The 24,059-nt window shown below is 39.2% G+C and carries 22 protein-coding genes; 8 read left to right on the top strand and 14 right to left on the bottom strand.

The window, feature by feature from the left end:
* Nucleotides 1-14: 14 nt before the first annotated feature.
* A complete protein-coding gene (locus AACZ87_RS14515; protein ID WP_339868443.1) occupies nt 15-764 on the top strand; it encodes an RNA methyltransferase in 750 nt (249 codons plus the stop codon).
* A complete protein-coding gene (locus AACZ87_RS14520; RefSeq protein ID WP_339868238.1) occupies nt 761-1,756 on the top strand; it encodes a bile acid:sodium symporter family protein in 996 nt (331 codons plus the stop codon). Before AACZ87_RS14515 ends, AACZ87_RS14520 begins: the two co-directional genes overlap by 4 nt.
* 51 nt (nt 1,757-1,807) lie before the next feature.
* On the opposite strand, the gene AACZ87_RS14525 is transcribed toward AACZ87_RS14520, so the two are convergent.
* The 11 genes from AACZ87_RS14525 to AACZ87_RS14575 all read right to left on the bottom strand — a co-directional run bounded on the left by AACZ87_RS14525 (nt 1,808) and on the right by AACZ87_RS14575 (nt 10,870).
* Complete coding sequence (locus AACZ87_RS14525) at nt 1,808-2,068, bottom strand: acyl-CoA-binding protein (protein WP_339868240.1); 261 nt, start codon at nt 2,066-2,068, stop codon at nt 1,808-1,810.
* Nucleotides 2,069-2,202: 134 nt separating this feature from the next.
* Nucleotides 2,203-3,489: a citrate synthase gene (locus AACZ87_RS14530; RefSeq protein WP_283412648.1), complete on the bottom strand. Its 1,287-nt coding sequence runs from the start codon at nt 3,487-3,489 to the stop codon at nt 2,203-2,205.
* Nucleotides 3,490-3,733: 244 nt separating this feature from the next.
* The gene (locus tag AACZ87_RS14535; RefSeq protein ID WP_283412647.1) at nt 3,734-4,156 is read right to left on the bottom strand and encodes a BrxA/BrxB family bacilliredoxin; all 423 of its coding nucleotides are present in this window, start codon (nt 4,154-4,156) and stop codon (nt 3,734-3,736) included.
* Nucleotides 4,157-4,183: 27 nt separating this feature from the next.
* Nucleotides 4,184-4,540 (bottom strand): iron-sulfur cluster assembly protein, encoded by a 357-nt coding sequence (locus AACZ87_RS14540; protein WP_244545424.1) that lies wholly within the window; start codon nt 4,538-4,540, stop codon nt 4,184-4,186.
* Entirely contained in the window at nt 4,533-4,964 is a 432-nt protein-coding gene (locus AACZ87_RS14545) for a SufE family protein (protein WP_339758907.1), read from the bottom strand. The genes AACZ87_RS14540 and AACZ87_RS14545 overlap by 8 nt, the downstream gene beginning before the upstream one ends.
* Nucleotides 4,961-6,184, bottom strand: coding sequence for a cysteine desulfurase (locus AACZ87_RS14550; protein ID WP_339868243.1), 1,224 nt, complete (start codon nt 6,182-6,184; stop codon nt 4,961-4,963). The genes AACZ87_RS14545 and AACZ87_RS14550 overlap by 4 nt, the downstream gene beginning before the upstream one ends.
* Before the next feature lie 3 nt (nt 6,185-6,187).
* Nucleotides 6,188-7,456, bottom strand: coding sequence for a Fe-S cluster assembly protein SufD (gene sufD / locus AACZ87_RS14555; RefSeq protein WP_339868245.1), 1,269 nt, complete (start codon nt 7,454-7,456; stop codon nt 6,188-6,190).
* A gap of 22 nt (nt 7,457-7,478) precedes the next feature.
* Entirely contained in the window at nt 7,479-8,243 is a 765-nt protein-coding gene (sufC, locus tag AACZ87_RS14560) for a Fe-S cluster assembly ATPase SufC (protein WP_339868247.1), read from the bottom strand.
* A 47-nt stretch (nt 8,244-8,290) separates the two neighbouring features.
* A complete protein-coding gene (locus AACZ87_RS14565) occupies nt 8,291-8,536 on the bottom strand; it encodes a four helix bundle protein (protein WP_339868249.1) in 246 nt (81 codons plus the stop codon).
* 181 nt (nt 8,537-8,717) lie between these two features.
* On the bottom strand, nt 8,718-10,163 hold the full coding sequence (gene sufB, locus AACZ87_RS14570) for a Fe-S cluster assembly protein SufB (protein ID WP_339868251.1): 1,446 nt from the start codon (nt 10,161-10,163) through the stop codon (nt 8,718-8,720).
* A gap of 233 nt (nt 10,164-10,396) precedes the next feature.
* Nucleotides 10,397-10,870 carry an Lrp/AsnC ligand binding domain-containing protein gene (locus tag AACZ87_RS14575; protein WP_057935770.1) on the bottom strand — a complete coding sequence of 158 codons (474 nt, stop codon included), beginning with the start codon at nt 10,868-10,870 and terminating at the stop codon, nt 10,397-10,399.
* 442 nt (nt 10,871-11,312) lie between these two features.
* Here AACZ87_RS14575 and AACZ87_RS14580 point away from each other — a divergent pair, with 442 nt between their 5' ends.
* The 3 genes from AACZ87_RS14580 to AACZ87_RS14590 all read left to right on the top strand — a co-directional run bounded on the left by AACZ87_RS14580 (nt 11,313) and on the right by AACZ87_RS14590 (nt 15,488).
* Nucleotides 11,313-11,777: a hypothetical protein gene (locus AACZ87_RS14580; RefSeq protein ID WP_339868253.1), complete on the top strand. Its 465-nt coding sequence runs from the start codon at nt 11,313-11,315 to the stop codon at nt 11,775-11,777.
* Between the two features lie 158 nt (nt 11,778-11,935).
* Complete coding sequence (locus AACZ87_RS14585) at nt 11,936-14,764, top strand: prolyl oligopeptidase family serine peptidase (RefSeq protein ID WP_339868255.1); 2,829 nt, start codon at nt 11,936-11,938, stop codon at nt 14,762-14,764.
* A gap of 154 nt (nt 14,765-14,918) precedes the next feature.
* Nucleotides 14,919-15,488, top strand: a complete 570-nt coding sequence (locus AACZ87_RS14590; RefSeq protein ID WP_339868257.1) for a hypothetical protein — start codon at nt 14,919-14,921, stop codon at nt 15,486-15,488.
* A gap of 57 nt (nt 15,489-15,545) precedes the next feature.
* Here AACZ87_RS14590 and AACZ87_RS14595 read toward each other — a convergent pair whose 3' ends face one another.
* Together AACZ87_RS14595 and AACZ87_RS14600 are read right to left on the bottom strand one after the other, a co-directional pair.
* On the bottom strand, nt 15,546-16,244 hold the full coding sequence (locus AACZ87_RS14595; RefSeq protein ID WP_339868259.1) for a PKD domain-containing protein: 699 nt from the start codon (nt 16,242-16,244) through the stop codon (nt 15,546-15,548).
* A 102-nt stretch (nt 16,245-16,346) separates the two neighbouring features.
* On the bottom strand, nt 16,347-17,141 hold the full coding sequence (locus AACZ87_RS14600) for a thymidylate synthase (protein ID WP_339868261.1): 795 nt from the start codon (nt 17,139-17,141) through the stop codon (nt 16,347-16,349).
* Nucleotides 17,142-17,275: 134 nt separating this feature from the next.
* Between AACZ87_RS14600 and AACZ87_RS14605 the strand changes: the two genes are divergently transcribed.
* Nucleotides 17,276-19,528, top strand: coding sequence for an MMPL family transporter (locus tag AACZ87_RS14605; RefSeq protein ID WP_339868263.1), 2,253 nt, complete (start codon nt 17,276-17,278; stop codon nt 19,526-19,528).
* An 11-nt stretch (nt 19,529-19,539) separates the two neighbouring features.
* Here the strand turns inward: AACZ87_RS14605 and AACZ87_RS14610 are convergent, their stop codons facing one another.
* Nucleotides 19,540-20,583 carry an endonuclease/exonuclease/phosphatase family protein gene (locus AACZ87_RS14610; protein ID WP_339868265.1) on the bottom strand — a complete coding sequence of 348 codons (1,044 nt, stop codon included), beginning with the start codon at nt 20,581-20,583 and terminating at the stop codon, nt 19,540-19,542.
* A 343-nt stretch (nt 20,584-20,926) separates the two neighbouring features.
* On the opposite strand from AACZ87_RS14610, the gene AACZ87_RS14615 reads away from it, so the two are divergent.
* Together AACZ87_RS14615 and AACZ87_RS14620 are read left to right on the top strand one after the other, a co-directional pair.
* Complete coding sequence (locus AACZ87_RS14615) at nt 20,927-21,502, top strand: DUF2911 domain-containing protein (RefSeq protein ID WP_339868267.1); 576 nt, start codon at nt 20,927-20,929, stop codon at nt 21,500-21,502.
* A gap of 138 nt (nt 21,503-21,640) precedes the next feature.
* Nucleotides 21,641-24,055 carry a penicillin acylase family protein gene (locus tag AACZ87_RS14620; protein ID WP_339868269.1) on the top strand — a complete coding sequence of 805 codons (2,415 nt, stop codon included), beginning with the start codon at nt 21,641-21,643 and terminating at the stop codon, nt 24,053-24,055.
* The last annotated feature ends 4 nt before the right edge of the window (nt 24,056-24,059 follow it).

Genomic DNA, 24,059 nt, shown 5'->3' on the forward strand with positions numbered 1-24,059 from the left:
CAGAGTCGATCCGAATGCTTAGCAAAAATACAGTTAAGTTTATTAAATCCTTACATCAAAAGAAATTCCGAAATCAGGAACAAAAGTTCTTTGTGGAAGGTGAAAAGAGTGTTGTAGAAGTATTGAACTCAGATTTCAGGCTGGACTTACTTGTCGCTACAGATTCATTCTTTGAAAAGTATAAAAGTCTTATCAGCAAGTCTGTCGCTCAGGTGATTTTGGCTACTCAGAATCAACTTGAAGCCCTAGGTCAATACCAAAGCAATGACAGTGCGCTGGCCGTAGTTCACATGAAGATAAACAGTGCTTTTGATTTCCCAAAAGGTAATTTTGTCATTGGCCTCGACGATGTGAGAGATCCAGGAAATCTCGGAACTATCATTAGAATAGCAGATTGGTATGGCATTAAAAATCTGGTTTTTTCTGACCAGACGGCTGATTTTTACAATCCGAAAGTAATCCAATCAAGTATGGGCTCTTTTACCCGAGTCAACTTTTTCTATGCGGATTTAAAAGCTGTTTTTAAGCAATGGAATGTTCCTGTGTATGGAGCATTTTTGAACGGAAAAAATGTTCACCAAATGAATCAAATCCAGGAGGGAGTGATTTTGATGGGAAATGAATCAAACGGAATTTCTACAGAACTTGAAGCTGTAGTGACAGATAAGGTGACGATTCCGGGATTCGGTGAAGCTGAGTCATTGAATGTAGCTATCGCCACCGCCATACTTTGCGATAATTTCAAACGATTACAAGTCAGATGATTAATAAGTTAGCTAATACCCTCAATAAGGTCGGAATTAATGGGTTTTTACTGGGCTTATTTGCCGCTATTTTCTTGGCTTGGTTATTCCCCTTTGCAGGTTCTAATCAATCTCCAGTGCCTTGGAAACCTATCATCAATGTTGGAATAGGCTTGGTTTTCTTTTTCTACGGAGTGAAGCTTGATCCAGTCCAGTTGGCTACCGGCTTAAAAAACTGGAAGCTACATGTACTCATTCAGCTCACCACCTTTGTGATTTTCCCATTGCTAGTGCTGGCTCTCGTGCCTTTTATGAGCTGGATAGACAAGGATTTTCAATTAGGAATTACTTACCTCTCCGTACTTCCATCCACAGTCAGTGCCTCGGTAGTGATGGTTTCTATTTCACATGGTAATATTCCGGGGGCTATTTTCAATGCCAGTATTTCCAGCCTGCTTGGAGTGGTAATTACTCCAGCCTGGATGGGGATTCTGGAAGATTCCTCAGATATTGAAATGGATTTCTTGCCAACACTGGGTGAACTTTCTGTGAAAGTCTTATTGCCGGTTATCGTAGGGGTTTTAGCGCATAGATGGCTCTTCCCAAAAATAGAGAAGCATCTCTCAGCATTGAAATACGTGGATCAGTCGGTCATCATGATCATCGTATTTACCTCTTTTGCGCAGTCATTTTCTCAGGATGTCTTTTCGCCATACAAATCCAGCGTTTTGCTGGAGGTGGGAGCGACCATGCTTGGATTATTCTTCTTGGTTTGGGTCGTGATTGAGGTAATGACGAGAATGCTGGGCTTTAGCTGGGAAGACCGGGTGACTGCATTATTTTGTTGCTCAAAAAAGTCACTTGTTCAAGGCGTAGTTATTGGGAAAGTGATTTTCCCAGATCCTGCTACATTGGGTTTGGTCTTGCTTCCACTCATGTTGTATCACATTCAGCAATTAATTGCAGGTAGCATTATCGCATCCAGATTTTCGAGAAAAGATACCACGCTTTAAAAAGCTGCATCAGTCTACTAACAATAAAAGCCCAATTTTGGGCTTTTATTGTTATGCATGTGTTTTTGAGAGTTGATCAACTAGTTGTACGTATTGATCAGCAGCTTCTTCCTTGGACTTACCTTTCATATTCATCCAAGCATTGTACTTTGCTGCGGCTTTGAAGTCAAATCCGCCTGGACGTTCTGTTTCATTGTCTCCTTCAGTAGCCTGCTTGTATAGGCCATAAAGCTTTAATAGCTCCTCGTTACTTGGTTTGGAAGTGAATTTTTTTGTTGCTGCTACGGCTTCTTCAAAGGTATTGCTAGACATTTCTTTAGTGTTTGGTTAGGGGTGAAAGCCCAAATTTAATACCAGTTGCTAATTCACCGCCATACTTGCATATAAATAAATAGCCAGCTGATTTCAGCTGGCTATTTATTCAAGTTGGGGAATGTATTCTACGATTACCGCTTATTCATTGATACGTAGTCACGCTCATTTTCTCCAGTATATACCTGTCTTGGACGACCGATTGGTTCGCCATTTTCACGCATTTCTTTCCACTGGGCGATCCAGCCTGGGAGTCTTCCGAGAGCAAACATCACTGTGAACATGTCTGTTGGGATACCAAGCGCTCTGTAGATAATTCCTGAGTAGAAATCAACGTTTGGATACAACTGACGATCGATGAAATATTGGTCATTCAATGCTGCTTGCTCCAGCTCTTTGGCGATATCCAAAACTGGATCATTAACACCTAATTTCTCCAATACATCATCAGCTGCTTTCTTGATGATTTTTGCTCTTGGATCGAAGTTCTTATAAACTCTGTGACCAAAGCCCATCAATCTGAATGGATCATTTTTGTCTTTAGCTTTGTCAAGATACTTCTTTGCATCTCCACCATCAGCTTTGATTGCTTCCAGCATTTCGATTACAGATTGGTTAGCTCCACCGTGAAGTGGGCCCCATAGCGCATTGATACCTGCAGAAATAGAAGCGTAGATACTAGCCTGAGAAGAACCAACAATTCTAACGGTAGAAGTGGAGCAATTCTGCTCGTGATCTGCGTGAAGAATCAATAGTTTGTCTAATGCTGAGGCTACTACTGGATCTACGTCATACTTTTCAGCAGGAAGCGCAAACATCATTTTCAGGAAGTTTGAACAATAGTCCAACGCATTGTCTGGATAGTTTACCGGATGACCCATTTCGTTTTTGTATGCCCATGCCGCAAAAGTTGGCATCTTCGCGATCAAACGAATAATGCTCAAGTTAACTTCCTCTTCGGTTCTATTAGGATTCAACGAATCAGGATAGAATGCCGTAAGTGCACAAATCATGGAAGAAAGCACGCCCATGGGGTGAGCATTGGACGGGAATCCTTCAAGAATCTTTTTGATGTCCTCGTGTACTAGTGTGTGATGTGTGATTTCTTTTGAGAAACTTTCATACTGAGCTTGAGTAGGGAGTTCTCCATAAATCAATAAATAAGAAACCTCAAGGAAGGTGGATTTCTCCGCCAGATCCTCAATTCTGTAACCTCTGTAGCGAAGAATTCCTTCTTCACCATCCAAAAAAGTAATGGCGCTTTTTGTAGCTCCTGTGTTTTTGTATCCTGGGTCTAGGGTGATAAGACCTGAGGATGCTCTAAGTTTTGCGATATCAATCGCTGATTCATTTTCTGTTCCGGTGATTACCGGGAATTCATAGTCTTGTCCTTTGAAAGAAAGCTTAGCTGATTCAGACATATAATTATTGTTTGGATTGCGTATTTTAAAAAACCTCGAATTAGGGTCGTAAGATAATAAAATCAGGTAGTTTTTTGGCGGTGAAAATAGCTTGGTGGAATAATATTCCTGTGAAAGTGAAAGAAATTTTAAGAAATTCTATCGATTTGCTATTAAACCTCCAATAACTCTAGTTTGTTTCTAGCGTTTGTACTTGATTATTGAAATTCAGGAATAAAAAAAGCCCCGAAGGGCTATTTTTATGTTATGCGCAGAAATGCTCGAATACTTCAACCAAGTGGTCACCGATCATTTTTGCGTTTCTACCTTCAATATGGTGACGCTCGATGAAATGAACCAATTCCCCGTCTTTGAACAGTGCCATCGCTGGAGAAGATGGAGGGTAAGGAAGACAAAGCTCTCTTAGTTTTTCCACTGCATCTCTATCGTTTCCTGCAAAAACGGTAGCAAGTGTAGTTGGTTTTACGGGTGAATTCTCTACCGCATAAGTTACTCCTGGTCTTGCAGCTCCTGCCGCGCAACCGCAAACTGAATTCACTACAACAAGGGTAGTACCTTTATGGTCTGGACCAAGATGCGTTGCAACTTGCTCAGCTGTTCTGAACTCTTCAAATCCTACGCTGGAAAGTTCCGCTCTCATTGGAGCGATCAATTCTTCTGGATACATAATATTACTAGTTTATATAGTTCTTAATTAAAGAAAGCCCAATTCAAGTTTGGCTGCTTCAGACATCATATCCTGAGAATAAGGTGGGTCAAAGGTCAACTCTATCTCCACATTATTGATTCCCTGAATCTGCTGGATTTTATCCTTGATCTCTGAAGGGATAAATTCCGCAGAAGGACAATTAGGCGATGTTAATGTCATCAACACATATACATTATTTACAGGGTAAACTGTGATCTCATAGATCAATCCTAAGTCGTACACGTCCACAGGAATCTCTGGATCATAAACCAACTTAATGGCTTGAATGACCTTTTCCTTCAGGTTTTCTACTTGTCCTACTGATGTTTCCGTTTTACTTTCTGTTGACATACTATCAGGCATTTTGCTTGGTTTGAATAGCCAAAGCGTATAGTTTTATTTGCTTGATCATCGAAGCAAATCCATTTGAACGCTGACTTCCGATGATAGAGCCCATTCCGATTCTCTCTACGAAATTTAGTTCCGCCTTGATAATCTCTTCTGGGCTACGATAGTTCAATACTCTCAATAAAAGTGAGATCAATCCTTTGGTAATATCTGTGTTGGAATCAGCTTGGAAATGTACTTTTTCATCCTTCTCATCCGCAATCAACCATACTTTGGATTGGCAACCTTTGATGGTATTTTCCTCGATTCTCTCATTATCAGGAAAATCTTCCAGGCTTCCACCCAACTCCATGATGTAATAAATCGTGGATTCTTTGTCATCCCCAAGGATTTCAAATTCCGAAACTATCTCATCTTGAACTTCCTGAATACTGCTCATTTATTTTTTATTCGGGCAATTCGGCTCACGCCTTCTGCCAGTTTATCTATTTCTGATTTCGAATTGTAAACCGAGAAAGAAGCCCTTACAGTTCCTTCCAGTCCCAATCTTTTCATCAATGGCTGGGTACAGTGATGACCAGTTCTTACCGCTATTCCATTAGCATCGAGCATCATTCCTACATCATAAGGATGCATTGCATTGATATTGAATGAGAGTACACTGACTTTTTCCTTAGCTGTTCCTACTGGGACAAAGCCCTTGATTTGGGATAGTTGTTCGTTAGCATAGCTAAGTAGCTCGTCTTCATGAGCTCTAATAGCATCTTTACCTAGTTCGTTGATAAAGTCAATAGCTGCTTTAAAAGCGATGACATCGCCAATATTTGGAGTTCCAGCTTCGAATTTGAAAGGGATTTCATTGTAAGTGGTCTTTTCAAACGTCACTTCTTTGACCATCTCTCCACCACCTTGATAAGGAGGCATACTTTCAAACACTTCTCTTTTTCCATATAGACAGCCTAGTCCTGTAGGCCCATAAAGCTTATGTGCTGAGAAAGCGAAGAAATCACAATTCAATGCCTGTACATCGATCCGTAAGTGACTGGAACTTTGCGCTCCGTCCAACAAGACTTTTGCTCCAACAGCATGTGCTGCATCAATTATCTGCTTGACAGGATTGATGGTCCCTAGTGCATTGGACGCATGAACGATACTCACCAATTTGGTCTTAGGAGAAAGTAGTTTTTCGAATTCTTTGAAAAGAATTTCCCCAGCCTCGTTGATAGGAATTACTTTTAAAACAGCTCCTTTTTCCTCGCAAAGCATTTGCCAAGGCACTATGTTGGAATGATGTTCCAACGTAGAAATGATGATCTCGTCACCTTTTTCCACGAATTTTCTCCCAAAAGTAGAAGCTACCAAGTTGATGCCTTCTGTAGTTCCCTTAGTGAAAATGACCTCTGCGGCTTCACGGGCATTTATAAAATGCTGAATAGCTTCTCGGGTTTCTTCGAAATAACGAGTAGCCCGATCCGCCAGCGCATGAGCTCCGCGGTGAATGTTTGAATTATCATGTTGATAATAATTCGTCAGTGCATCAAGTACAGCTTGAGGCTTTTGGGTTGTAGCGGCATTATCAAAATAGACCAAAGGTTTGCCATGCACTTCTTGATGAAGCACAGGAAACAAACCTCTGATTTTTTCTATGTCTAATCCCATTTCTTAGAAGTTACTTCCTAAGCGTTCCTGAACTTGCGCTATGCAATAGTCACGGAAACTCTCATCTGTGATATGTTCGATTACTTCTCCAGCTACTGCATAAAGCAATAGACCTCTTGCCTGCTCTTTGCCAATTCCTCTTGCTTGTAGGTAAAATAATGCTTCTTCATCCAACTGACCGGTTGTACAGCCGTGAGAACATTTTACATCGTCAGCCCAGATTTCAAGTTGCGGTTTAGTATTCACCACAGCATCTTCTGATAAGAGGATATTGTTGTTCTGCTGAAAAGCATTGGTCTTCTGAGCATCTTGTCTTACAAAGATTTTCCCGTTGAAAACTCCTCGTGAACTGCCAGCCAGAATACCTTTATATAGCTCATTGGATTCGCAATGAGGAACAGTATGGTCTACGTTGGTATGGTTATCCACGTGAGATTTGCCGTCAAGCAGATAAAGCCCGTACATATTACCTTCAGAATTGCTTCCAAGGATATTGATGCTGAGGTTGTTTCTCACCATTTCTCCAGAGAGTGAAATGTTCACTGAAGTGAATCTTCCGTCTTTCTGAATGTCTGTCTCTATATTGCTTACCTCGATCGCATTTTCACCTTCATTCTGCAATTTGTAGTAACGTATCTGAGTGTTTACTCCGCCTTTCACTTCCACAACTTTATTTACAAAGTAGGATGTGTCACTAAGGTTCACACTGTGATTGATGAAAGTTACTTCTGCGAAATCCCCAGCTTCAATCCAAGTTCTAGGTTGAATCACTTGACCAGCGTTAGCTTTAAAGAAATTCAAGAATAGGATAGGCTTCTGGATCTGAGCTTTTTTTGGAACGGAAATGAAAACCCCTCCGTCAAAAGAACTTTGGTTCAAAGCACAAAACGGATCTTTCTCTGGCTTAGCAATACTTCCAAGGGCTGTACTAGCTTTTTCTGAAAGAGGTGAGATTTCCACACCCTCTACAGTAGAAGAAAGTGCTTGCTGGAAATGCCCATTGGTAAATACCAAAACATCTCCTTCGAAACCTTCAAATACATTTGATTTCACTTGCTCAGCAATTACTTCAAAAGCTCCTGCTAACTGAAAGTTTTGAATTCTCTGCTCTATCTTTTTAGTGATCGCGGTGAATTTGTACTCTTCTGATTTATTGGTAGGGAATCCTTGGGCTTGGAAAGCTTCCTTTCCTGCTACACGAACTTGCTCAAAGCCAGTTCCTGCATTTGCCAATAATTCCACAAGTATATCTTGCTTAATAAGCGTACTCATGAGTGATGTGTTAGGATGAAAATCAAACGGTCGCCTTGGAATCTACTTCGTCTTTGATCCAGTCGTATCCTTTTTCTTCTAGCTCTAGTGCAAGCTCTTTAGTACCTGATTTTACAATTTGTCCTTTATATAAAACGTGAACAAAATCAGGAACGATGTAATCCAACAAACGCTGGTAATGAGTTACCACTATAGTTGCGTTGTCTTTTGACTTCAATTGATTCACTCCGTTTGAAACGATACGAAGCGCATCGATGTCAAGTCCTGAATCAGTTTCATCCAAAATAGAAAGAGTAGGGGCAAGCATAGCCATTTGGAAGATTTCATTTCTCTTCTTTTCCCCACCGGAGAATCCTTCATTTAAAGCTCTGCTCAAAAGTTTCTGATCCATTTCCACCAGCTTCATTTTCTCCTTCATCAAAGTCAGGAATTTAACAGCGTCAAGGGGATCTTCACCGCGGTATTCTCTAACTTGATTAACTGCAGTTCTCAGGAAATTAGTAGAGCTAACTCCTGGTATCTCTACAGGGTATTGGAATGCAAGAAATACACCTTCTCTTGCTCTATCTTCTGGAGAAAGGTCAAGCAAATCTTTTCCTTTGAAAGAAACTTCTCCTTCAGTCACTTCATATTCTTCTCTACCTGCCAAAACTGAGGCAAGAGTAGATTTACCAGAACCATTGGGTCCCATAATCGCATGAACTTCTCCTGCTTTCACTTCTAGGTTGATACCTCTTAGGATTGGAGTCCCTTCGATAGAGGCGTGCAAATTCTTTATTGTTAACATAATTTTAAATTTGACATTTGATATTTGAAATTGAGGCAACCTTACTTTTAGCTTTTAAACTTGTTGCCCCTTATCTCACTGTCCTTTAAATATTTTAAAAAGCCAGAAATAGACTTGCTGATTTCGAGACTTTTTTCACTAGTTACATTAAGTGTTTCTTTTGTGATATATTTTCTGTCAAAAGCTCTGTAAAGTTGAGACCTTGACTCTCCTGCTGATGCTTTGGCAATGCTTAAGAATTGGATAAATTCTCTATTTCCTTCTCGCTCAAAACCTTCAGCTATATTGTCCATAATAGACCTGAAGATGAATTAATTTGATTTTTCAGACTGAAATCATTTCTAAAACCCTCTTGTTGAGTAAAGGCAAAGATAATCTTGCAGTATTCTCTCGCCTTTTTCTAGATGTCTAGATCTTCAAAGCGAGTGATGGTTGCCATAATTTCAAATCAGAAATTTCAAATCTCAAATTCCATTACCCAACAGATCCTTCTAGCGTCAATGCCAACAACTTCTGAGCTTCCACAGCGAATTCCATTGGCAATTGATTCAATACCTCTTTTGCATAACCGTTGACAATCAAAGCAACTGCATCTTCAGTAGCAATACCTCGTTGGTTACAATAGAAAAGCTGATCTTCTCCGATTTTCGAAGTAGTAGCTTCATGCTCTACTTTGGCAGTCGGGTTATTGATGTCTATGTAAGGGAATGTATGTGCTCCACAGCGATCACCCATTAGTAGGGAATCACATTGTGAAAAATTACGTGCGTTTGTAGCTCGCTTCATCACCTGAACTTGACCTCTGTATGAGTTCTGGGATTTACCTGCGGAAATACCTTTGGAAACGATCCTTGACTTAGTGTTTTTGCCAATATGAATCATTTTCGTACCTGTATCTGCCTGCTGATAATTATTAGTAACGGCTACAGAATAAAATTCACCGATCGAATTATCTCCTTTAAGGATACAAGAAGGATATTTCCAAGTCACTGCCGAACCAGTCTCTACTTGAGTCCAAGAGATTTTAGAGAAGTCTCCGGCACAAATACCTCGTTTGGTTACGAAGTTATAAATACCGCCTTTTCCTTCTTTATCGCCTGGAAACCAGTTCTGTACTGTTGAATATTTCACTTCAGCATGAGCTCCAGCGTAGATTTCTACTACTGCCGCGTGTAATTGATTCTCATCACGCTGCGGTGCTGTACAACCTTCCAAATAGGAAACATAAGATTCGTCTTCAGCCACAATCAGTGTCCTTTCAAACTGACCGGTATTTGCAGCATTGATTCTGAAATAGGTAGAAAGCTCCATTGGGCAACGAACGCCTTTTGGAATAAAACAGAAGGAACCGTCAGAGAATACTGCAGAGTTAAGTGCTGCATAATAGTTGTCAGTCATTGGTACGACCGAACCCAGATATTTCTTAACCAATTCAGGATGTTCTTTTACAGCTTCGCTGAAAGAGCAGAATACGATTCCAAGTTTAGAAAGAGTTCCTTTGAAAGTGGTAGCTACAGAAACTGAGTCGAGCACTGCATCTACTGCAATTCCCTGAAGTCTCTTCTGCTCATTCAAATTAATTCCTAATCTCTTATAGATATCCAGCAATTCAGGATCTACTTCATCCAGATTCTTTGGCTTACTAGCTTGCTTAGGTGCAGAGTAATATTTTAGAGACTGTAAATCTATTTTTGGGTAGTGCACATTGGCCCATTTAGGCTCAGACATAGCCTCCCAAGTTTTGAATGCTTTCAATCGCCAATCCAACAGCCACTGAGGCTCTTCTTTCTTGGCAGATATCCATCGGATAGTCTCTTCAGTTAGCCCTACAGGAGCCTCATCGGCTTCATAGTTCACTGACCATCCGTGCTCGTATTCTTTTGACGTTAGTTCTTCTAAAATCTGATTGTCTTTGCTCATTGTTGCTGAGTTATTTAGACTAATTTCATTTTAACTGCAAAGGTACAACATATAATGAAATTAACATGTTTGAAACCATTGGATAATTCTATCTCACATATAAGCGATCAATAGAAAACCGCTTTTCTGTTTGTTCTACAGGGTATTTACAAAAAAAAAGTATTGAAGGTTCAATACTTTTCAGTTTTAACAACTGGATCAAATTTATTTATTTAGATTTGATCTTAATTGCCTTATTTTTCTTTGTCAAAAAACTGGATCGGTCTGTTGATAGATTCTTCCAAGACTATTAAAGTCTCGGTACGATCGATGCCTTCTACTTTTTGAATATTATCAAGGACAAATCTCAGGTGATTGGTGTCTCTACAAATGATCTTTGCAAAAATCGAATAATTTCCCGTGGTATAATAAGCACTTACTACTTCTGAAATTGTTTTGAGTTTTTCGATAACTGTGTCATATAAAGAACTTTTTTCTAAGTATATCCCCAAGAATGCAGAGATGTCATAGCCTAATTTTGAAAAATCAATATTCAAAGTAGCACTTTTGACAATTCCCATATCCTCTAGCTTTTTCATACGAACGTGTACTGTTCCAGAGGATACGAAGACTTTTTTGGCGATTTCAGTATATGGAGTCTTTGCGTCTTCGTTGAGAAGCGAAATGATCTTCAAGTCTATGTTATCGATATCTAAAATTTTGTCCATTTTTATCGAGTGATTTTGGATGATTGTTAATGAATCAGCCTGTAAATTAGAGATTGTTCAAAATATAGCAAAATTTTTTTTTCAATTTGTAATTAAAACCAAAATCAACTTACTTTGGGCTCGATATAAATGTTCAATCGAATATTTTGTTCATGGAGTAAAAAGTCGAATTAAAATTTGAGATCATTTGTATCTCCAAATTTTAGTTCATATTCAACTGAAACTTTTAATCTCTAAAGTTATATTTGGGTTTATATTCTGAAAAGGGTCTTGCTTCTGGCGAGACTTTTTTGTTTTCTTTTCAAAATTTATAATGCATAAAATTGTATTTGAAATTTTTAATAATGTATTTTTGTGTTTATAGCCTTCGATTAATCCACAGATGTTTTCACCACGCGTTTTAAATTATTTTATAGTTGCCTTACTTCTCCTTACTCCACTTGTGGGTGAAAATGTTGTGGCACAGGTTTCAAATGTGAATTCTTTGACCGATGAGAGTTTTGTGGAGTACAATAATTTGAAATTAAGGACAGTAGAAAATATGTCTGCTTCTACAAAAGCTTCAAATCCTTCAGATTTAGTTTTTTTGCCACTCACTTCCGGAGAAGATAATTTGGCTAAAGAACTTAATTCTCATTGGGCTTGGTCGGAGAGTACACTTGAAATTATAGACAGTTATTCAGCATTTATTTTCAGAACAAAAAAATCAGCAAAGACAGAAGAGGTTAAAGTTCTCCTTCAAGTCAATGCAATGGGACGATTAAGTGATGTGGAATTTCTAGGTAAGGTTGACAAAGGTTTACAGGAACGATTAGATTTTGTACTTAGAAAACTGCCAGATTGTAAACCTGTGCCTGGATATGATAGGTATGGACTTGAAACTTTTGAGTTAATAATCAAGAAATAGTAAGCCAGTTTATCTGGCTTTTTTTTTAAGCGGTTGGGCATTGGTCAATAGTTGTTTTTATTATTGAGGCCTATTTTATAACTGATTTCTATACTATTTCATCCGAAAGTTTTTTTTAGGGATGTTTGGATAGGAGTTCACTTCTAATATGCTTTGATATGAAAATTAAAGGACTCTGGTTAGCCTTGATATTGATACTCCTTGTTTCGCAAACTCTATTTGCTCAACAGAAAAGACCACTAACTCATGCGGATTATGATGGTTGGGAGAGGTTAGCTTCAGAAAAAATAACCAAAAATGGCCAATGGGTTGGTTTTCAGGTCAGCCCTCAAGACGGAGATGATAGATTGGAGATATTTTCTTTCAAGGATCCCTCAAAGCGCCAATTAATTCCAAGAGGAACTTCCTTTGACTTTTCAGCAGATGATGCTTTTGCTGTAGGTAAAATCGTCCCTGAGAAAGACTCTGTTTATCTGCTGAAACTGAAAAAGACCAAGAAGGATGACATGCCATCTGATAGTCTTTTCATTTATAATTTGGCTGACAGAAAGCTTGAGAAACTTCCTCGTGTCAAGTCATTTGCATTACCTGAAAAAGCAGGAAGCTGGATAGCCATTCATTTTGAAAAGGAGAAAAAAGAGAAAGCTAAAGAAGATAAAGATGCTGAAGCTGACTCTACTGCCAAAGCGGAAAAACCGAAAAAGACTGAGGGCACCTTACTTAAAGTAAGGAAGTTGGACGGAACGATGAGTTACGATTTTGATCGGGTAAAATCATATAGCTTCTCTAAAAATGGTGAATTCCTTCACTATGTCTTGGCTGAGGAAGATACCTTGGACAATGCTGCTATTTACCTACTTAATCTTGGAAACGGTGAAAGCAAACTGATCTCCGAAGGCAAGACTTCCTATTCTGAAGTTACATTTTCTCCTGAGGCGAAGTACCTCGCATACCTAGCCACTGATGATTCTGCAAAAGCCAAAAAACCATATCATTCACTTTTTCTAGTTGAAACTAAGGATGGTGAGACAAAGGAAATTGCAACAAAAGATTCTGAGGGCATTTTGAGTAATGGGAGAATCAGCGAGAATAGCAATCTTAAATTCGCAGAAAATGAAGAACGTCTGTTTTTTGGCGTAGCTCCAGATTACGTAGAGTATAGCTATGAAAGTGATACCACAATATTAGACGATCAAAGAGTTAGCTTGGATATTTGGGGATGGCAGGATTCGGAGATTCAGCCCATGCAGCTCAAGAATAAGGGAAGGGAAGAACGTTTCTCTTACCTAGCTGCTATAGATCTTACCACTGATAAAATCACTCAACTTGCTGATTTAGAAGTGAAAAATGTGAGTTTGGAACCAAAAGTAGAGCGTGATTTTGGGCTGGCCTATTCAGATGCCCCTTATCGGATCAATTACAGCTGGGATATTCAGATTGGTAGAGATTTGTACTTGATTGATTTCACCGATGGTTCAAAGACCTTGATTGAGAAGGACGCTTCAGGATTTCCTTCGATTTCACCAGCAGGCAAATACGTTTACTGGTATGATGGACGTGATAGTAGCTGGGTAGCTTACGATGTAGCGAAGAAATCGAAAATTAATCTCACCAAAGGACTTTCAGAAGTATTCTACGAAGAGTTGCATGACTCGCCATCTCTTCCTGGAAGCTATGGAAATGCGGGTTGGCTAGCTGGTGATGAAGCATTTCTGGTGTACGATAGATTTGATATTTGGAAAATAGATCCTGAAAATCCTTCCTCTGCGATTAACTTGACTCAGGGAGAAGGAAGAAAGTCTTCCATAATTTTTAGAAGACAGGATCTTGATCGAGAAGAGCGGAGTATCGATCCTAAAGGACAATTACTACTAACTGCTTTCAATGAAAAGACAAAGGATGCTGGTTATTTCACCGGTTCTTTTGATGGAAAATCAGCTCCAAAAAAGTTGATAATGTCCGCTAACAGGTACTATGGACTGACAAAAGCGAAGGAAAGCTCAGAGGTAATTTTTAACAAATCTACCTACCAAGAGAACCCAGACCTTTATCTAAGTGACTTAAGTTTTAAGAATCTTAAAAAGGTATCTAACCTCAATCCTCAGCAGGCCAGTGTTAATTGGGGGTCAGTGGAGTTGGTGGATTATGTGAGCAATGAAGGTGATCCTTTGCAAGGGCTATTGTTCAAACCTGAGAATTTTGATGCATCAAAGAAATATCCAATGATGGTTTATTTCTATGAGAGAAATAGTGATGGATTGCATAATTACAGAGCTCCCGCACCTAGCGCTTCAACGATTAATATCCCATATTTTGTCAGTAACGACTACTTGGTTTTTGTACCGGATATCAAATATGAATTGGGACTCCCGGGGCCAAGTGCCTATAGCTGTATTATCCCAGGGGTTCAGTCAATTGTGGCCAAAGGCTTCGTAGATGCTGATAATATTGCGATTCAGGGACAGAGCTGGGGAGGTTATCAAGTAGCTTATCTAATCACTCAAACCGACATGTTTAAAGCTGCAGGAGCTGGTGCACCGGTAGTGAATATGACTTCAGCTTATGGCGGAATCAGATGGGGAACTGGCATGAGTCGCATGTTCCAATACGAGCAAACTCAATCTAGAATAGGAGGGACTCTTTGGGAAAAGCCAGTTTACTATATAGAGAATTCTCCTTTGTTCTTTATGGATAGGGTAAAAACGCCGGTTCTTATCATGCATAATGACGAAGATGGATCTGTGCCTTGGTATCAGGGAATCGAAATGTTTATGGCATTAAAGCGATTGCATCAACCAGCATGGCTTCTTCAGTACAATGGTGAGGACCATAATCTGGTTCAGCGGAAAAACAGAAAGGACCTTTCAATTCGATTAAGTCAGTTCTTTGATCATTACCTGAAGGGAGCTCCAGCACCACTTTGGATGACAGAAGGCTTGCCTGCTGTCCAGAAAGGAAAGACATTAAAATATGAGCTCAATCAATAATTGATTTTTACTAAAATGGCCTTCAATAAAAATGGAGGCCATTTTTTTAGGCTAAATTTTAACTAATTCACTGTTTTTATAACTTGTTTTATGTATTTGGTAGCACTATTTATGTAACTTCGCACATTCCTTTAAATCTTTTTAAATCCATTCAATGTTTAATAAAATTCTTCGAGCTTTCACAGGGTATAAAGTAAAAAATATATTTGTAGATGGTATCGATATTAGAATTACTTACGTAGGTAGATTCCCCACTACTAGTCCATTAGCTTTATTGAAAGAATTAAAGGAGAAAATCTCTAATACTACATGTGTAAATGTTGATGCTTTTGACTTTAATGCGTATTGGGAAACAAAATTGGAGAAGGTTGAACATGGATTGCCTTCTTGTTCCGCCAAATTTCAAATTGATGGTAGTACGTATAAAATATCTAGGTACGTTTCGAAGGAAGGCAAGACGCCTTTGAGTATTTATTCATATAGTGAAAATGATAAAACATTTGCCTTCTTTTCAAGACTATATGATCATGGTATTTATTTTAATGAAATTGAAACTAATTTAATTTCTAGTATGGGAATCAGAAAATCTAAAGAGGATAGTAATCGCTATTTTATTTCAAATAATCATAATTCCATGATTCTTGATGTTTTCGGACATTCACAAATATTTATTTGGAACGATCAAGAAGCAGTAAACAGGTGTTTAAACCGGATAGCACCCTAAACGCAAAAAAGCCCTGAATCTCACGGTTCAGGGCTTTTTTAGGTAAATACTAGAAACTTAATCTACATATTCATAGCTAAACTCTAATTCAAAATCATATTTAGCCACAGCTCTTAAATTAAGAAATATCTTTCCTGCAGTTCCCTCTTCATTCAACTCCATCTTTGCTGAACCACTTTGTAAATATGAGTTGGCAGGTTCTGTATTAGTAGTGATATCAACTAGGATGATAATGGGAAGTCCATAATCAAAGCTATTACCTCCAAATGCAATTTTTGGAGTGGAGATCTGAAATGGCTCTCCTGAGGAACTAAGCTCAAAAGGGATTTTATTCTGATCTACCGCAATCCAGCCGGATGGTTTATCTTGCTGGATTCCAAAATATAAATCCCCATTCGAATACCCATTTCTTGGGATTGCGGTTATTTTATTGATGAAATAGGCGCCGATTTTCACCTCTTTTCTAACCGTATTTTTCACTTTATTGAGTGAGGTGGTAGTTAAGCTTACTGTGTAGGTCCCAGGCTCTTCGTAAATAGGAGATACCGTTTTCTCATTTGAGGTGGTGCCATTACCGAAATCCCAGAAATAAGCATAAGCACCATCTACAACTGATTCAAATTGCACTGGGACAAAGGCTAAAGTTTTGTCGGATTTTACTTCAAAATTGGCCTCAATTACCGGGTACTCTTCTTCAGAAGAGCATCCACAACATGCTAATAGAATTAGCAAAACACTTAAGTGGTTTAGTTTCATATGATGTAAGCGTGACTGGTAAGAATAGTTAACCTAAATCTAACTATTTCTGGTAATTCTAACCATCAGTCCAACTATTTCTTCAAACTTAATTCGGAGCGATTATACCGCTACTGCAGCTTTAATATGTGGGTGTGGGTCGTAATTAATCAATTCAAAATCTTCGTATTTGAATTCAAAAATATCAGTGATTTCAGGATTGATTTTCATCGTAGGTAAATCCCGGACCTCCCGACTTAATTGTAATTCTGCCTGCTCCAGATGGTTGGAATACAAATGTGCATCTCCAAAGGTGTGAATGAAATCACCCGCTTCCAACCCGCAAACTTGCGCCACCATCATGGTAAATAAAGCATAGGATGCTATGTTAAAAGGTACTCCCAAAAAAACGTCTGCACTTCTCTGATACAGCTGGCAACTCAGTTTACCATCAGCTACATAGAACTGAAAAATAGTGTGACATGGAGGCAATGCCATATTATCTACATCAGCCACGTTCCAGGCACTTACGATGTGTCGACGGCTGTCAGGCTTGGTTTTGATTTGATTTATGAGATTTTTGATTTGATCGATTTCGCCACCTTTTCCATCAGGCCAGTGTCTCCATTGGTAGCCATAAACTGGGCCCAAATCACCATTCTCGTCAGCCCATTCGTTCCAAATGGAAACTTTGTTGTCGTTGAGGTATTTGATATTTGAGTCGCCTTTCAGAAACCAAAGCAACTCGATGATGATAGAGCGAAGGTGGAGCTTTTTGGTAGTGACAACTGGAAAACCTTTTGATAAATCAAAACGCATTTGATGACCGAAAATGCTCCGTGTTCCTGTTCCCGTTCTATCTCCCTTTACAGCTCCTTCATCAAGGATTTTGCGCATCAAATCGTGGTATTGCTTCATCTTTTATGTTTGATTTTCAAGTTTCGGCAAGTTAATCAGTTCAGAGAATAAATGGAATTGAATTAACACAAAGCAGCGTCAAACTTGTTATACTTGGACGATTTAAAGCAAATTTAGTATTCCTGATCTAGTAAATGTTTCGAAAATCTACAGCCTATTTATTCCTTTTCTTCGCAGCTTTTCTCTGTGTCTTACTTGTAATTTTCCGTCCGGTTCCACAATTTAATTATGATTTTGAGACATTTTTCCCGCAGAATGACGAGGATCTGGATTTTTACCAAAATTTCAAAAGTCAATTTGAAAATGATAACGACTACTTACTCGTTGCGCTAGAGAATCCTTATGGGGAATTATTGGATCCAGATTTTTTAGAGCAATCTTATGCCATACAGACCAAAATCCTTCAGTTGGATAAAGTTGATACGGTTGTTTCTTTTTTGAATTTGGAGCAGCCTATAATCGGGGTTTTTGGCTTGACTAGCACAAAGGTTCTAGACTGGTCTTCCGAGAAATCTCTTAAGAACGGAGCGGCCAATATTACACATTATCACTCTAGTTTGATCTCAAAAGATGAAAATGCATTACTGCTTTTGATAAAAAACGAGCAAAATATTTCCAAGTCCGATGGTGATATTTTGTATACCTCGATCAAGGAAATATTTAGCCATTTTGAAATCAAACCGCGTGCGGTAGCCGGAAAAATACAGACTCAAGGTGATTTTGTGAAATTGATGCAAAATGAATTCGGGCTATTCTTCGGATGCTCCATCTTGCTGATGATGTTGTTGTTAGTGCTTATTTTCCGTTCCTGGTGGGGAGTGCTTATACCACTTCTAGTTTTGCTCAGTGGGGTGCTTTGGTCTTTTGGACTCTTGATTTACTTGGGAAAACCTCTTGATGTAATGTCTGTAATGCAACCCACTATTTTTATGATTGTTGGGCTAAGTGCATTGATTCATTTTTTCACGCAATTAATTAAGAAAATGCAAGCGGGATATCAAAAGTCTGATGCTATTCATCGTGTGTTCAAGGAATTGGTAGTGCCCGTTTGGCTTACCATTTTGACTACTGCTTTGGGGTTTATATCCCTCTACTTTACTAGTATTCCGGCATTGCAAGCTTTTGGTTGGACGACAGGGCTTGGTGTTTTAGTGATGTTTTGCGCGGTGGTTTTTATAGCCCCAGGCTTACTCCATCTTTTACCTATAGCAATACCCGCTTCCCTTCAAAAGTCTCCAAGACCGAATGTTTTACTCAAGATTTTTTCATGGCAATTGAAACATAGAAAGGCAGTTAGAATTTCGTTTCTAGGTATTACGCTGCTGTGTATTCTCTTGGGAGCAAATTTGAAGATAAACGGATACCTGCTGGATAATCTGCCAATTGATCATCCTATTCAGCAGGATTTTGAGTACTTCAATGAGCAATTTGGTGGATCAAATCCAATGGAGATTTATCTATCAACAGGGGAAAAAGCTAACTCCTTGCTGGATTTTGATGTATTGGTCGAGATCAATAAAGTAGAAACCAAGCTCCATGAACTCTTTGGGCAAGGACAATCCGTTTCTCCATTGACTTTAGTGAAATCATTAAATCAAGCTCAGAATCAAGGAAATTCAAAGGCTTTTGTACTTCCTTCACGAGGGCAACGTCAGCGCATGAACCGTTGGCTGGATAAAGCAGTAGATGTCAATGGTGATAAGTTTTTGAGTTCTGATAGGAAATCAGGCCGATTGAGCGCTAGAGCTCCTGACTTAGGTTCTTTAAAGATGACCGAGCTAAGGCAGGTATTAGATCAGTTTGTCAAGGAGCAAATAAATCCGGAATTGCTTCAGGTGCGATGGACTGGCACCGCTTTTTTGATAGACAAAGGACATAAATCAGTGACTCTCCAAATGGCAAAAGGCTTAGGAGTTGCGTTTCTTTTGGTTGGAGTTATCGTTGGTTTCCTGTTCAGATCTTGGAGGATTTCCTTCTTACTTTTAATTCCAAATTTCATCCCACTTGTTTGGATGCTTGGGTTGATGTACGTTTTGGGAATCGAATTCAAGCTCACTACCGCAATACTTTTCACGGTCGCTTTCGGGATTGCTGTTGACGATAGTATTCATTTTATGAGTAGACTCAAACAAGAACTATTACTTGGTAAAAATCTTATTTATGCCTTGAAGCGTACCTTTTTGGAGACCGGAAAAGCAATTGTACTCACGACAATTGTCCTGACAGCAGGGTTTGCCTTATTGATTTTTAGCCAGTTTGGGGTTACTCATTTCACAGGTCTATTAATTTCTGCATCCATGATTTTTGCTTTGCTAGCAGATCTGATGTTGCTTCCGCTGCTACTTTTACCCTTGAAAAAGATGTGGGAGAAAAAATTCAGGAGCTAACTATCAAATTCCTATTTTCCGAAACTATCCCATGAGAAGGTCGATGAAACAGGATAATGGTCGGAATAATCTACTTCTCTATGCGTTTTGTATTGCACAGCTTTTAGCTTTTCACTGGAAAAGATATGATCGATTCTCAAAAAGAAAAGAATACGATTATAGGTAAAACCAAACCCTCTGCCGGCACTTTCAAAAGCACTAGTATAATTTTCGCTCAGTTTGAAATAGACGTATGAATAAGGTATTTCATTCAAATCACCCATTAAAATCAATGGATGGGGGCTATTATTCATGTGGTCCAGCAATACTTTGAGTTGCTTGCTTCGAGCCAGACTTCCACGTTGAAGTTTTCCTAAGGTTTGTCTGTAATTCTCCTTTACTCCTTCTAAATCTTCCAGTCCGTCAGAGTCAATTCTCATGGATTCCAAATGCGCATTATATATTCGGATAGTATCATTTTTGACGAGAATATCAGCGAAAATAGCTCCGTTAGTACCCTGAGCATCAAATACTTTTCCGTCATTGATTATTGGATATTTGGAGAAGATAGCCAGCCCATTTGACCTCTTTTTGGTTGTGCCATCAATGATGTGATACGAAACTTTATAATTAGCATCCTTTCCGAGAATCTTTATAGCATCCCGAGAGGGGGTCGTATTATCTTGATAAAACTCTTGAAATACCTTCACATCAGCCGGTTGTTCTTGTAACCAGGAGAGTACATTTGAGCCCGGCTTTGTTTCACTCTTAGGCTTGTAGTAGAACATGTGGGCATTATAAGTGAGCACTTTTAATCCCTCAGCTTCTTCGTTTTTTGGGTGAACTTGGAATGTGACCAGAAAAAATCTGTAACCTATAAGTAGTGCTATCAACGGTAGAAAGAAAAGTCTTCTCCACGATAGTAATAATATCAGCAAGAGTAGGAGATTCAATAATAAAATTACAGGAATGAAAAAGGGTAATAACCCCACATATTCAAAATATTCCGGTGAGACGTAAACGCTCGCAAACAATAATAGCGTAATGGCAAAAATAAGCCAGGTAATAATTTTCATGAATTAAGATTAATCCGGAAATATATCATTCAATAACTATAAATTCTGACCCTAAAAAGGGAATTGAGCGTATAATCTTCAAAGCAATCTTCGATCCAACTGATCCACGAAGCCAATAATTCAATTATCTAATTTAATTAAAGGTAAAATTTTTGGCAGCGAAGCAAATGAATCCTGTACAAATGGTGAAAGAGAGGCTTGAATTTTGCTCATTTACGAATTATTAGTTATTTCGATAGAAAATTACCCGATATGAAATCGAGCATTACTTCAAAGTCAAACATTGGGATGATTATAAGTCACGCGAGATTCCATGTGACCATAAAAATTCAATTATAAACACATGAAAACGTACCAAACTATTTTATCCGCAACAATGATTGCCCTGGTTTTTGCCTCGTGCAGCGAGTCAAAGACTTCTGAAAACACGGAGTCTGAAGTGGCTGCTGAGACCAAAGAGGCTGCTGAGACAACCGAAGCCAGACCTAGTCCCTTGATGGTAAAGGAAGGCCAAGTAGCTGGAAAAGCAATTAAAGTACAGTATGGCTCGCCTGCTGTGAAAGATCGCGAATTATGGGGTGATTTAGTTCCATACAATGTAGTTTGGAGAACAGGAGCCAATGAAGCATCTTATGTGGATTTGGCTGAAGCTATGACCGTAGAAGGCAAAACACTAGCCGCAGGTAAATATTCCTTGTTTACAATCCCCAAAGAAACAGGTCCTTGGACTGTGATTTTCAATTCAGAATGGGATTTGGAACATGGCCATTTTCAATACGACGAAAAAAATGACGTACTGAGAGTGGAGGTTAATCCAATATGGGAAGAGCGTACTACTGAGTCACTATCTATGGAAATTGAAAACCCTGGTCTGGTGATACGCTGGGAAAAACTTAAACTTCCTATTACTATAAATTAATAAGATCAAGAGTCGAAAATGCCCTCAGAATTATATTTTGAGGGCATTTTTTTTTGAGTGCTATCAAAAGGATTGCTCGAGTTGCCTAATAATAATCAGATTAAGTTAAATTCGTCACCTCACCTAAAATCCTTTCAAATGAAGTACATAGGTTTTCTAGTTGTTCTAGCTTTGACTGTTGCACTGGCAGTTGCGGTTTCCAAACCTTTTGGTGCAATCCCGCCCATGGCTCCATTGCTTGATCCCTATCATGGATTTTGGCAGAACTCTTTTTCGGAAGATAGACTGGCTGATGAGACGCTTGAATTAACAGGTTTGAGTGCGGAGGTAAAGGTTGTTTATGATGAAAACCTGATCCCGCATATTTTCGCCGATAATCAGGCAGACCTATACCGAGCGCAAGGGTATATCACTGCGAAGCATCGGCTTTGGCAAATGGAATTTCAGACAATGGCCGCAGCAGGTAGGATTTCCGAAATAGTTGGTCCTTTGGCTATTGATTTGGATAGAATGACTAGAAGAAAAGGTTTGTCCTTCGGCGCTGAAGAAGGGATGAAATTCATCCAAGAAAATGATCCTGATTCCTATCTTCTTTTACAAGCTTACGCTGATGGAGTAAATCAATACATTGATCAACTTTCAGGTGCACGGTTGCCGGTAGAATATAAGATACTGAATTATAGACCCGAACACTGGTCAGCTTTTAAGTCAATTCTACTGTTGAAGTACATGACAGACATGCTGGTAGGTGATCGGGATTTAGAGTATTCAAATTTGCGAAAGATTCTAGGCGAGGTAATGTTGGATAAACTATATCCAGAATATCCAGTCGGAGTTGATCCTATTATTGAGAAGGGGCATAAGTGGAGTTTTAATCCATTGCCAGTGACCCGACCAGATAGTGTTGCCTATCCAGATGACCAATTAGTGATTAATCCTCTTCCTCAGCCTGAGGATGGCACAGGTTCAAATAACTGGGCTGTATCCGGCTCGAAGACTAAAAGCGGTAAACCAATATTGGCTAATGACCCCCATTTGAGTCTTAATCTTCCTTCGCTTTGGTATTCCATGCAATTAACCACACCAGATCACTCAGCAAAAGGCGCTACACTTCCTGGAGCATTGGGGGTGATTTCTGGATTTAATCACAACATTGCTTGGGGTGTGACCAATGCGACAAGGGATACACGGGATTGGTATAAAATCACATTTCAAGACCAAACAAGAAAAGCATTTCGCTATGGAGAAAAGTGGGAGCAGACCACCTTTCGGATCGAAGAAATTAAAGTAAAAGGGGAGCCGGATTTTCTGGACACAGTGGTTTATACACACTATGGACCTGTGGTATATGATAGAACATTCAACTTCAATAGACAGGATGTCAATTTTGCATTGAAATGGAATGTGCACGAAGGATCAAACGAGCAGAAAACTTTCCTAATGCTGAATACAGCTAAAAATCACGATGACTACAATGCTGCCTTGGACAACTACACCGCTCCTGCGCAAAACTTTGTCTTTGCTTCCAAAGAGGGAGATATAGCGATGAGAATTCAGGGGAAATTCCCCTTGAAATGGAAAGGGCAAGGTAAGTTTTTTATGGACGGGGCGGATCCTAGAATGGAGTGGCAAGGATATATTCCGAATGAGCATAATGCTAGTACCCTAAATCCTGCTCGAGGTTTTGTGAGCTCTGCCAACCAACACCCTACTGACTCCACTTATCCTTATTATGTTTTTGATAATAGCTTTGAGTTTTATAGAAATCGTCGCCTGAATGCTAAGCTGAGTGAAATGAGTAACATTACTATCGAAGATATGCAGGCTTTGCAGATTGATGATTACTATCTGCACGCTGCCGAAGCATTGCCGACGATGATTGGATTTCTGGGAAGCGCTTTTGAAAATGACCAAGAAGCCAAGAAGTATATTGCTCTTCTGAAGGAATGGGATTTCTATGCAGATCCTAATCAAAAAGCACCTACCATTTTTTATCTCTGGTGGAAGAAAACCTACAGCCAGATCTGGAAAGAATTGTCTGAGAATAAAGCTCCAATTGTGCTGCCTAGCTACTATCAAACGGTGCTTTTCATGAAAAATGAATCTGAAGGCGAACTATTTGATATGAAAAGTACAGCTGAAGTGGAAACTGCTGACTCGCATGTAAAGCAAGGGTTTAAAGATATGCTACTTGACATGAAAAAGTGGGAAGCAGAAGAAGGAGATTTTTCTTGGGCCAATTACAAAAAGACTTCTATCCAGCACCTAGTTCCCCAGTTTAAATCTTTTTCTGTGGAGAATGTGTACACAGGTGGAGGTTCTGGAATGCTGAATGCTACCAGTTCAAGAGCAGGAGCAAGCTGGAGAATGGTAGTAGAGTTAGGGGATGAAGTGAAAGCTTTTGGGATTTATCCAGGTGGGCAATCAGGAAATCCAGGCAGTAAGTTTTATAGCAATTTCATCCAAAAATGGGCAGTTGGGGAATACCTCAAATATGACTTGAGAACGCTGGATCAATCAGAAGGTGTATTATTCCAAACTATTTTATACTAAAACT

Origin of the sequence: uncultured Algoriphagus sp., assembly GCF_963974365.1 — a bacterium.
Lineage (GTDB): Bacteria > Bacteroidota > Bacteroidia > Cytophagales > Cyclobacteriaceae > Algoriphagus.

Bases quoted from the DNA above. Each gene is read 5' to 3' on its own strand.
- AACZ87_RS14550 (WP_339868243.1), bottom strand. From the start codon at position 6,184: ATGGGATTAGACATAGAAAAAATCAGAGGTTTGTTTCCTGTGCTTCAT.
- AACZ87_RS14585 (WP_339868255.1), top strand. From the start codon at position 11,936: ATGAAAATTAAAGGACTCTGGTTAGCCTTGATATTGATACTCCTTGTT.
- AACZ87_RS14590 (WP_339868257.1), top strand. From the start codon at position 14,919: ATGTTTAATAAAATTCTTCGAGCTTTCACAGGGTATAAAGTAAAAAAT.
- AACZ87_RS14620 (WP_339868269.1), top strand. From the start codon at position 21,641: ATGAAGTACATAGGTTTTCTAGTTGTTCTAGCTTTGACTGTTGCACTG.
- AACZ87_RS14515 (WP_339868443.1), top strand. From the start codon at position 15: ATGCTTAGCAAAAATACAGTTAAGTTTATTAAATCCTTACATCAAAAG.
- AACZ87_RS14545 (WP_339758907.1), bottom strand. From the start codon at position 4,964: ATGAGCAGTATTCAGGAAGTTCAAGATGAGATAGTTTCGGAATTTGAA.
- AACZ87_RS14600 (WP_339868261.1), bottom strand. From the start codon at position 17,141: ATGAAGCAATACCACGATTTGATGCGCAAAATCCTTGATGAAGGAGCT.
- AACZ87_RS14575 (WP_057935770.1), bottom strand. From the start codon at position 10,870: ATGGACAAAATTTTAGATATCGATAACATAGACTTGAAGATCATTTCG.
- sufC (WP_339868247.1), bottom strand. From the start codon at position 8,243: ATGTTAACAATAAAGAATTTGCACGCCTCTATCGAAGGGACTCCAATC.
- AACZ87_RS14610 (WP_339868265.1), bottom strand. From the start codon at position 20,583: ATGAAAATTATTACCTGGCTTATTTTTGCCATTACGCTATTATTGTTT.
- AACZ87_RS14605 (WP_339868263.1), top strand. From the start codon at position 17,276: ATGTTTCGAAAATCTACAGCCTATTTATTCCTTTTCTTCGCAGCTTTT.
- AACZ87_RS14595 (WP_339868259.1), bottom strand. From the start codon at position 16,244: ATGAAACTAAACCACTTAAGTGTTTTGCTAATTCTATTAGCATGTTGT.
- sufB (WP_339868251.1), bottom strand. From the start codon at position 10,163: ATGAGCAAAGACAATCAGATTTTAGAAGAACTAACGTCAAAAGAATAC.
- AACZ87_RS14520 (WP_339868238.1), top strand. From the start codon at position 761: ATGATTAATAAGTTAGCTAATACCCTCAATAAGGTCGGAATTAATGGG.
- AACZ87_RS14530 (WP_283412648.1), bottom strand. From the start codon at position 3,489: ATGTCTGAATCAGCTAAGCTTTCTTTCAAAGGACAAGACTATGAATTC.
- sufD (WP_339868245.1), bottom strand. From the start codon at position 7,456: ATGAGTACGCTTATTAAGCAAGATATACTTGTGGAATTATTGGCAAAT.
- AACZ87_RS14535 (WP_283412647.1), bottom strand. From the start codon at position 4,156: ATGTATCCAGAAGAATTGATCGCTCCAATGAGAGCGGAACTTTCCAGC.
- AACZ87_RS14525 (WP_339868240.1), bottom strand. From the start codon at position 2,068: ATGTCTAGCAATACCTTTGAAGAAGCCGTAGCAGCAACAAAAAAATTC.
- AACZ87_RS14565 (WP_339868249.1), bottom strand. From the start codon at position 8,536: ATGGACAATATAGCTGAAGGTTTTGAGCGAGAAGGAAATAGAGAATTT.
- AACZ87_RS14540 (WP_244545424.1), bottom strand. From the start codon at position 4,540: ATGCCTGATAGTATGTCAACAGAAAGTAAAACGGAAACATCAGTAGGA.
- AACZ87_RS14615 (WP_339868267.1), top strand. From the start codon at position 20,927: ATGAAAACGTACCAAACTATTTTATCCGCAACAATGATTGCCCTGGTT.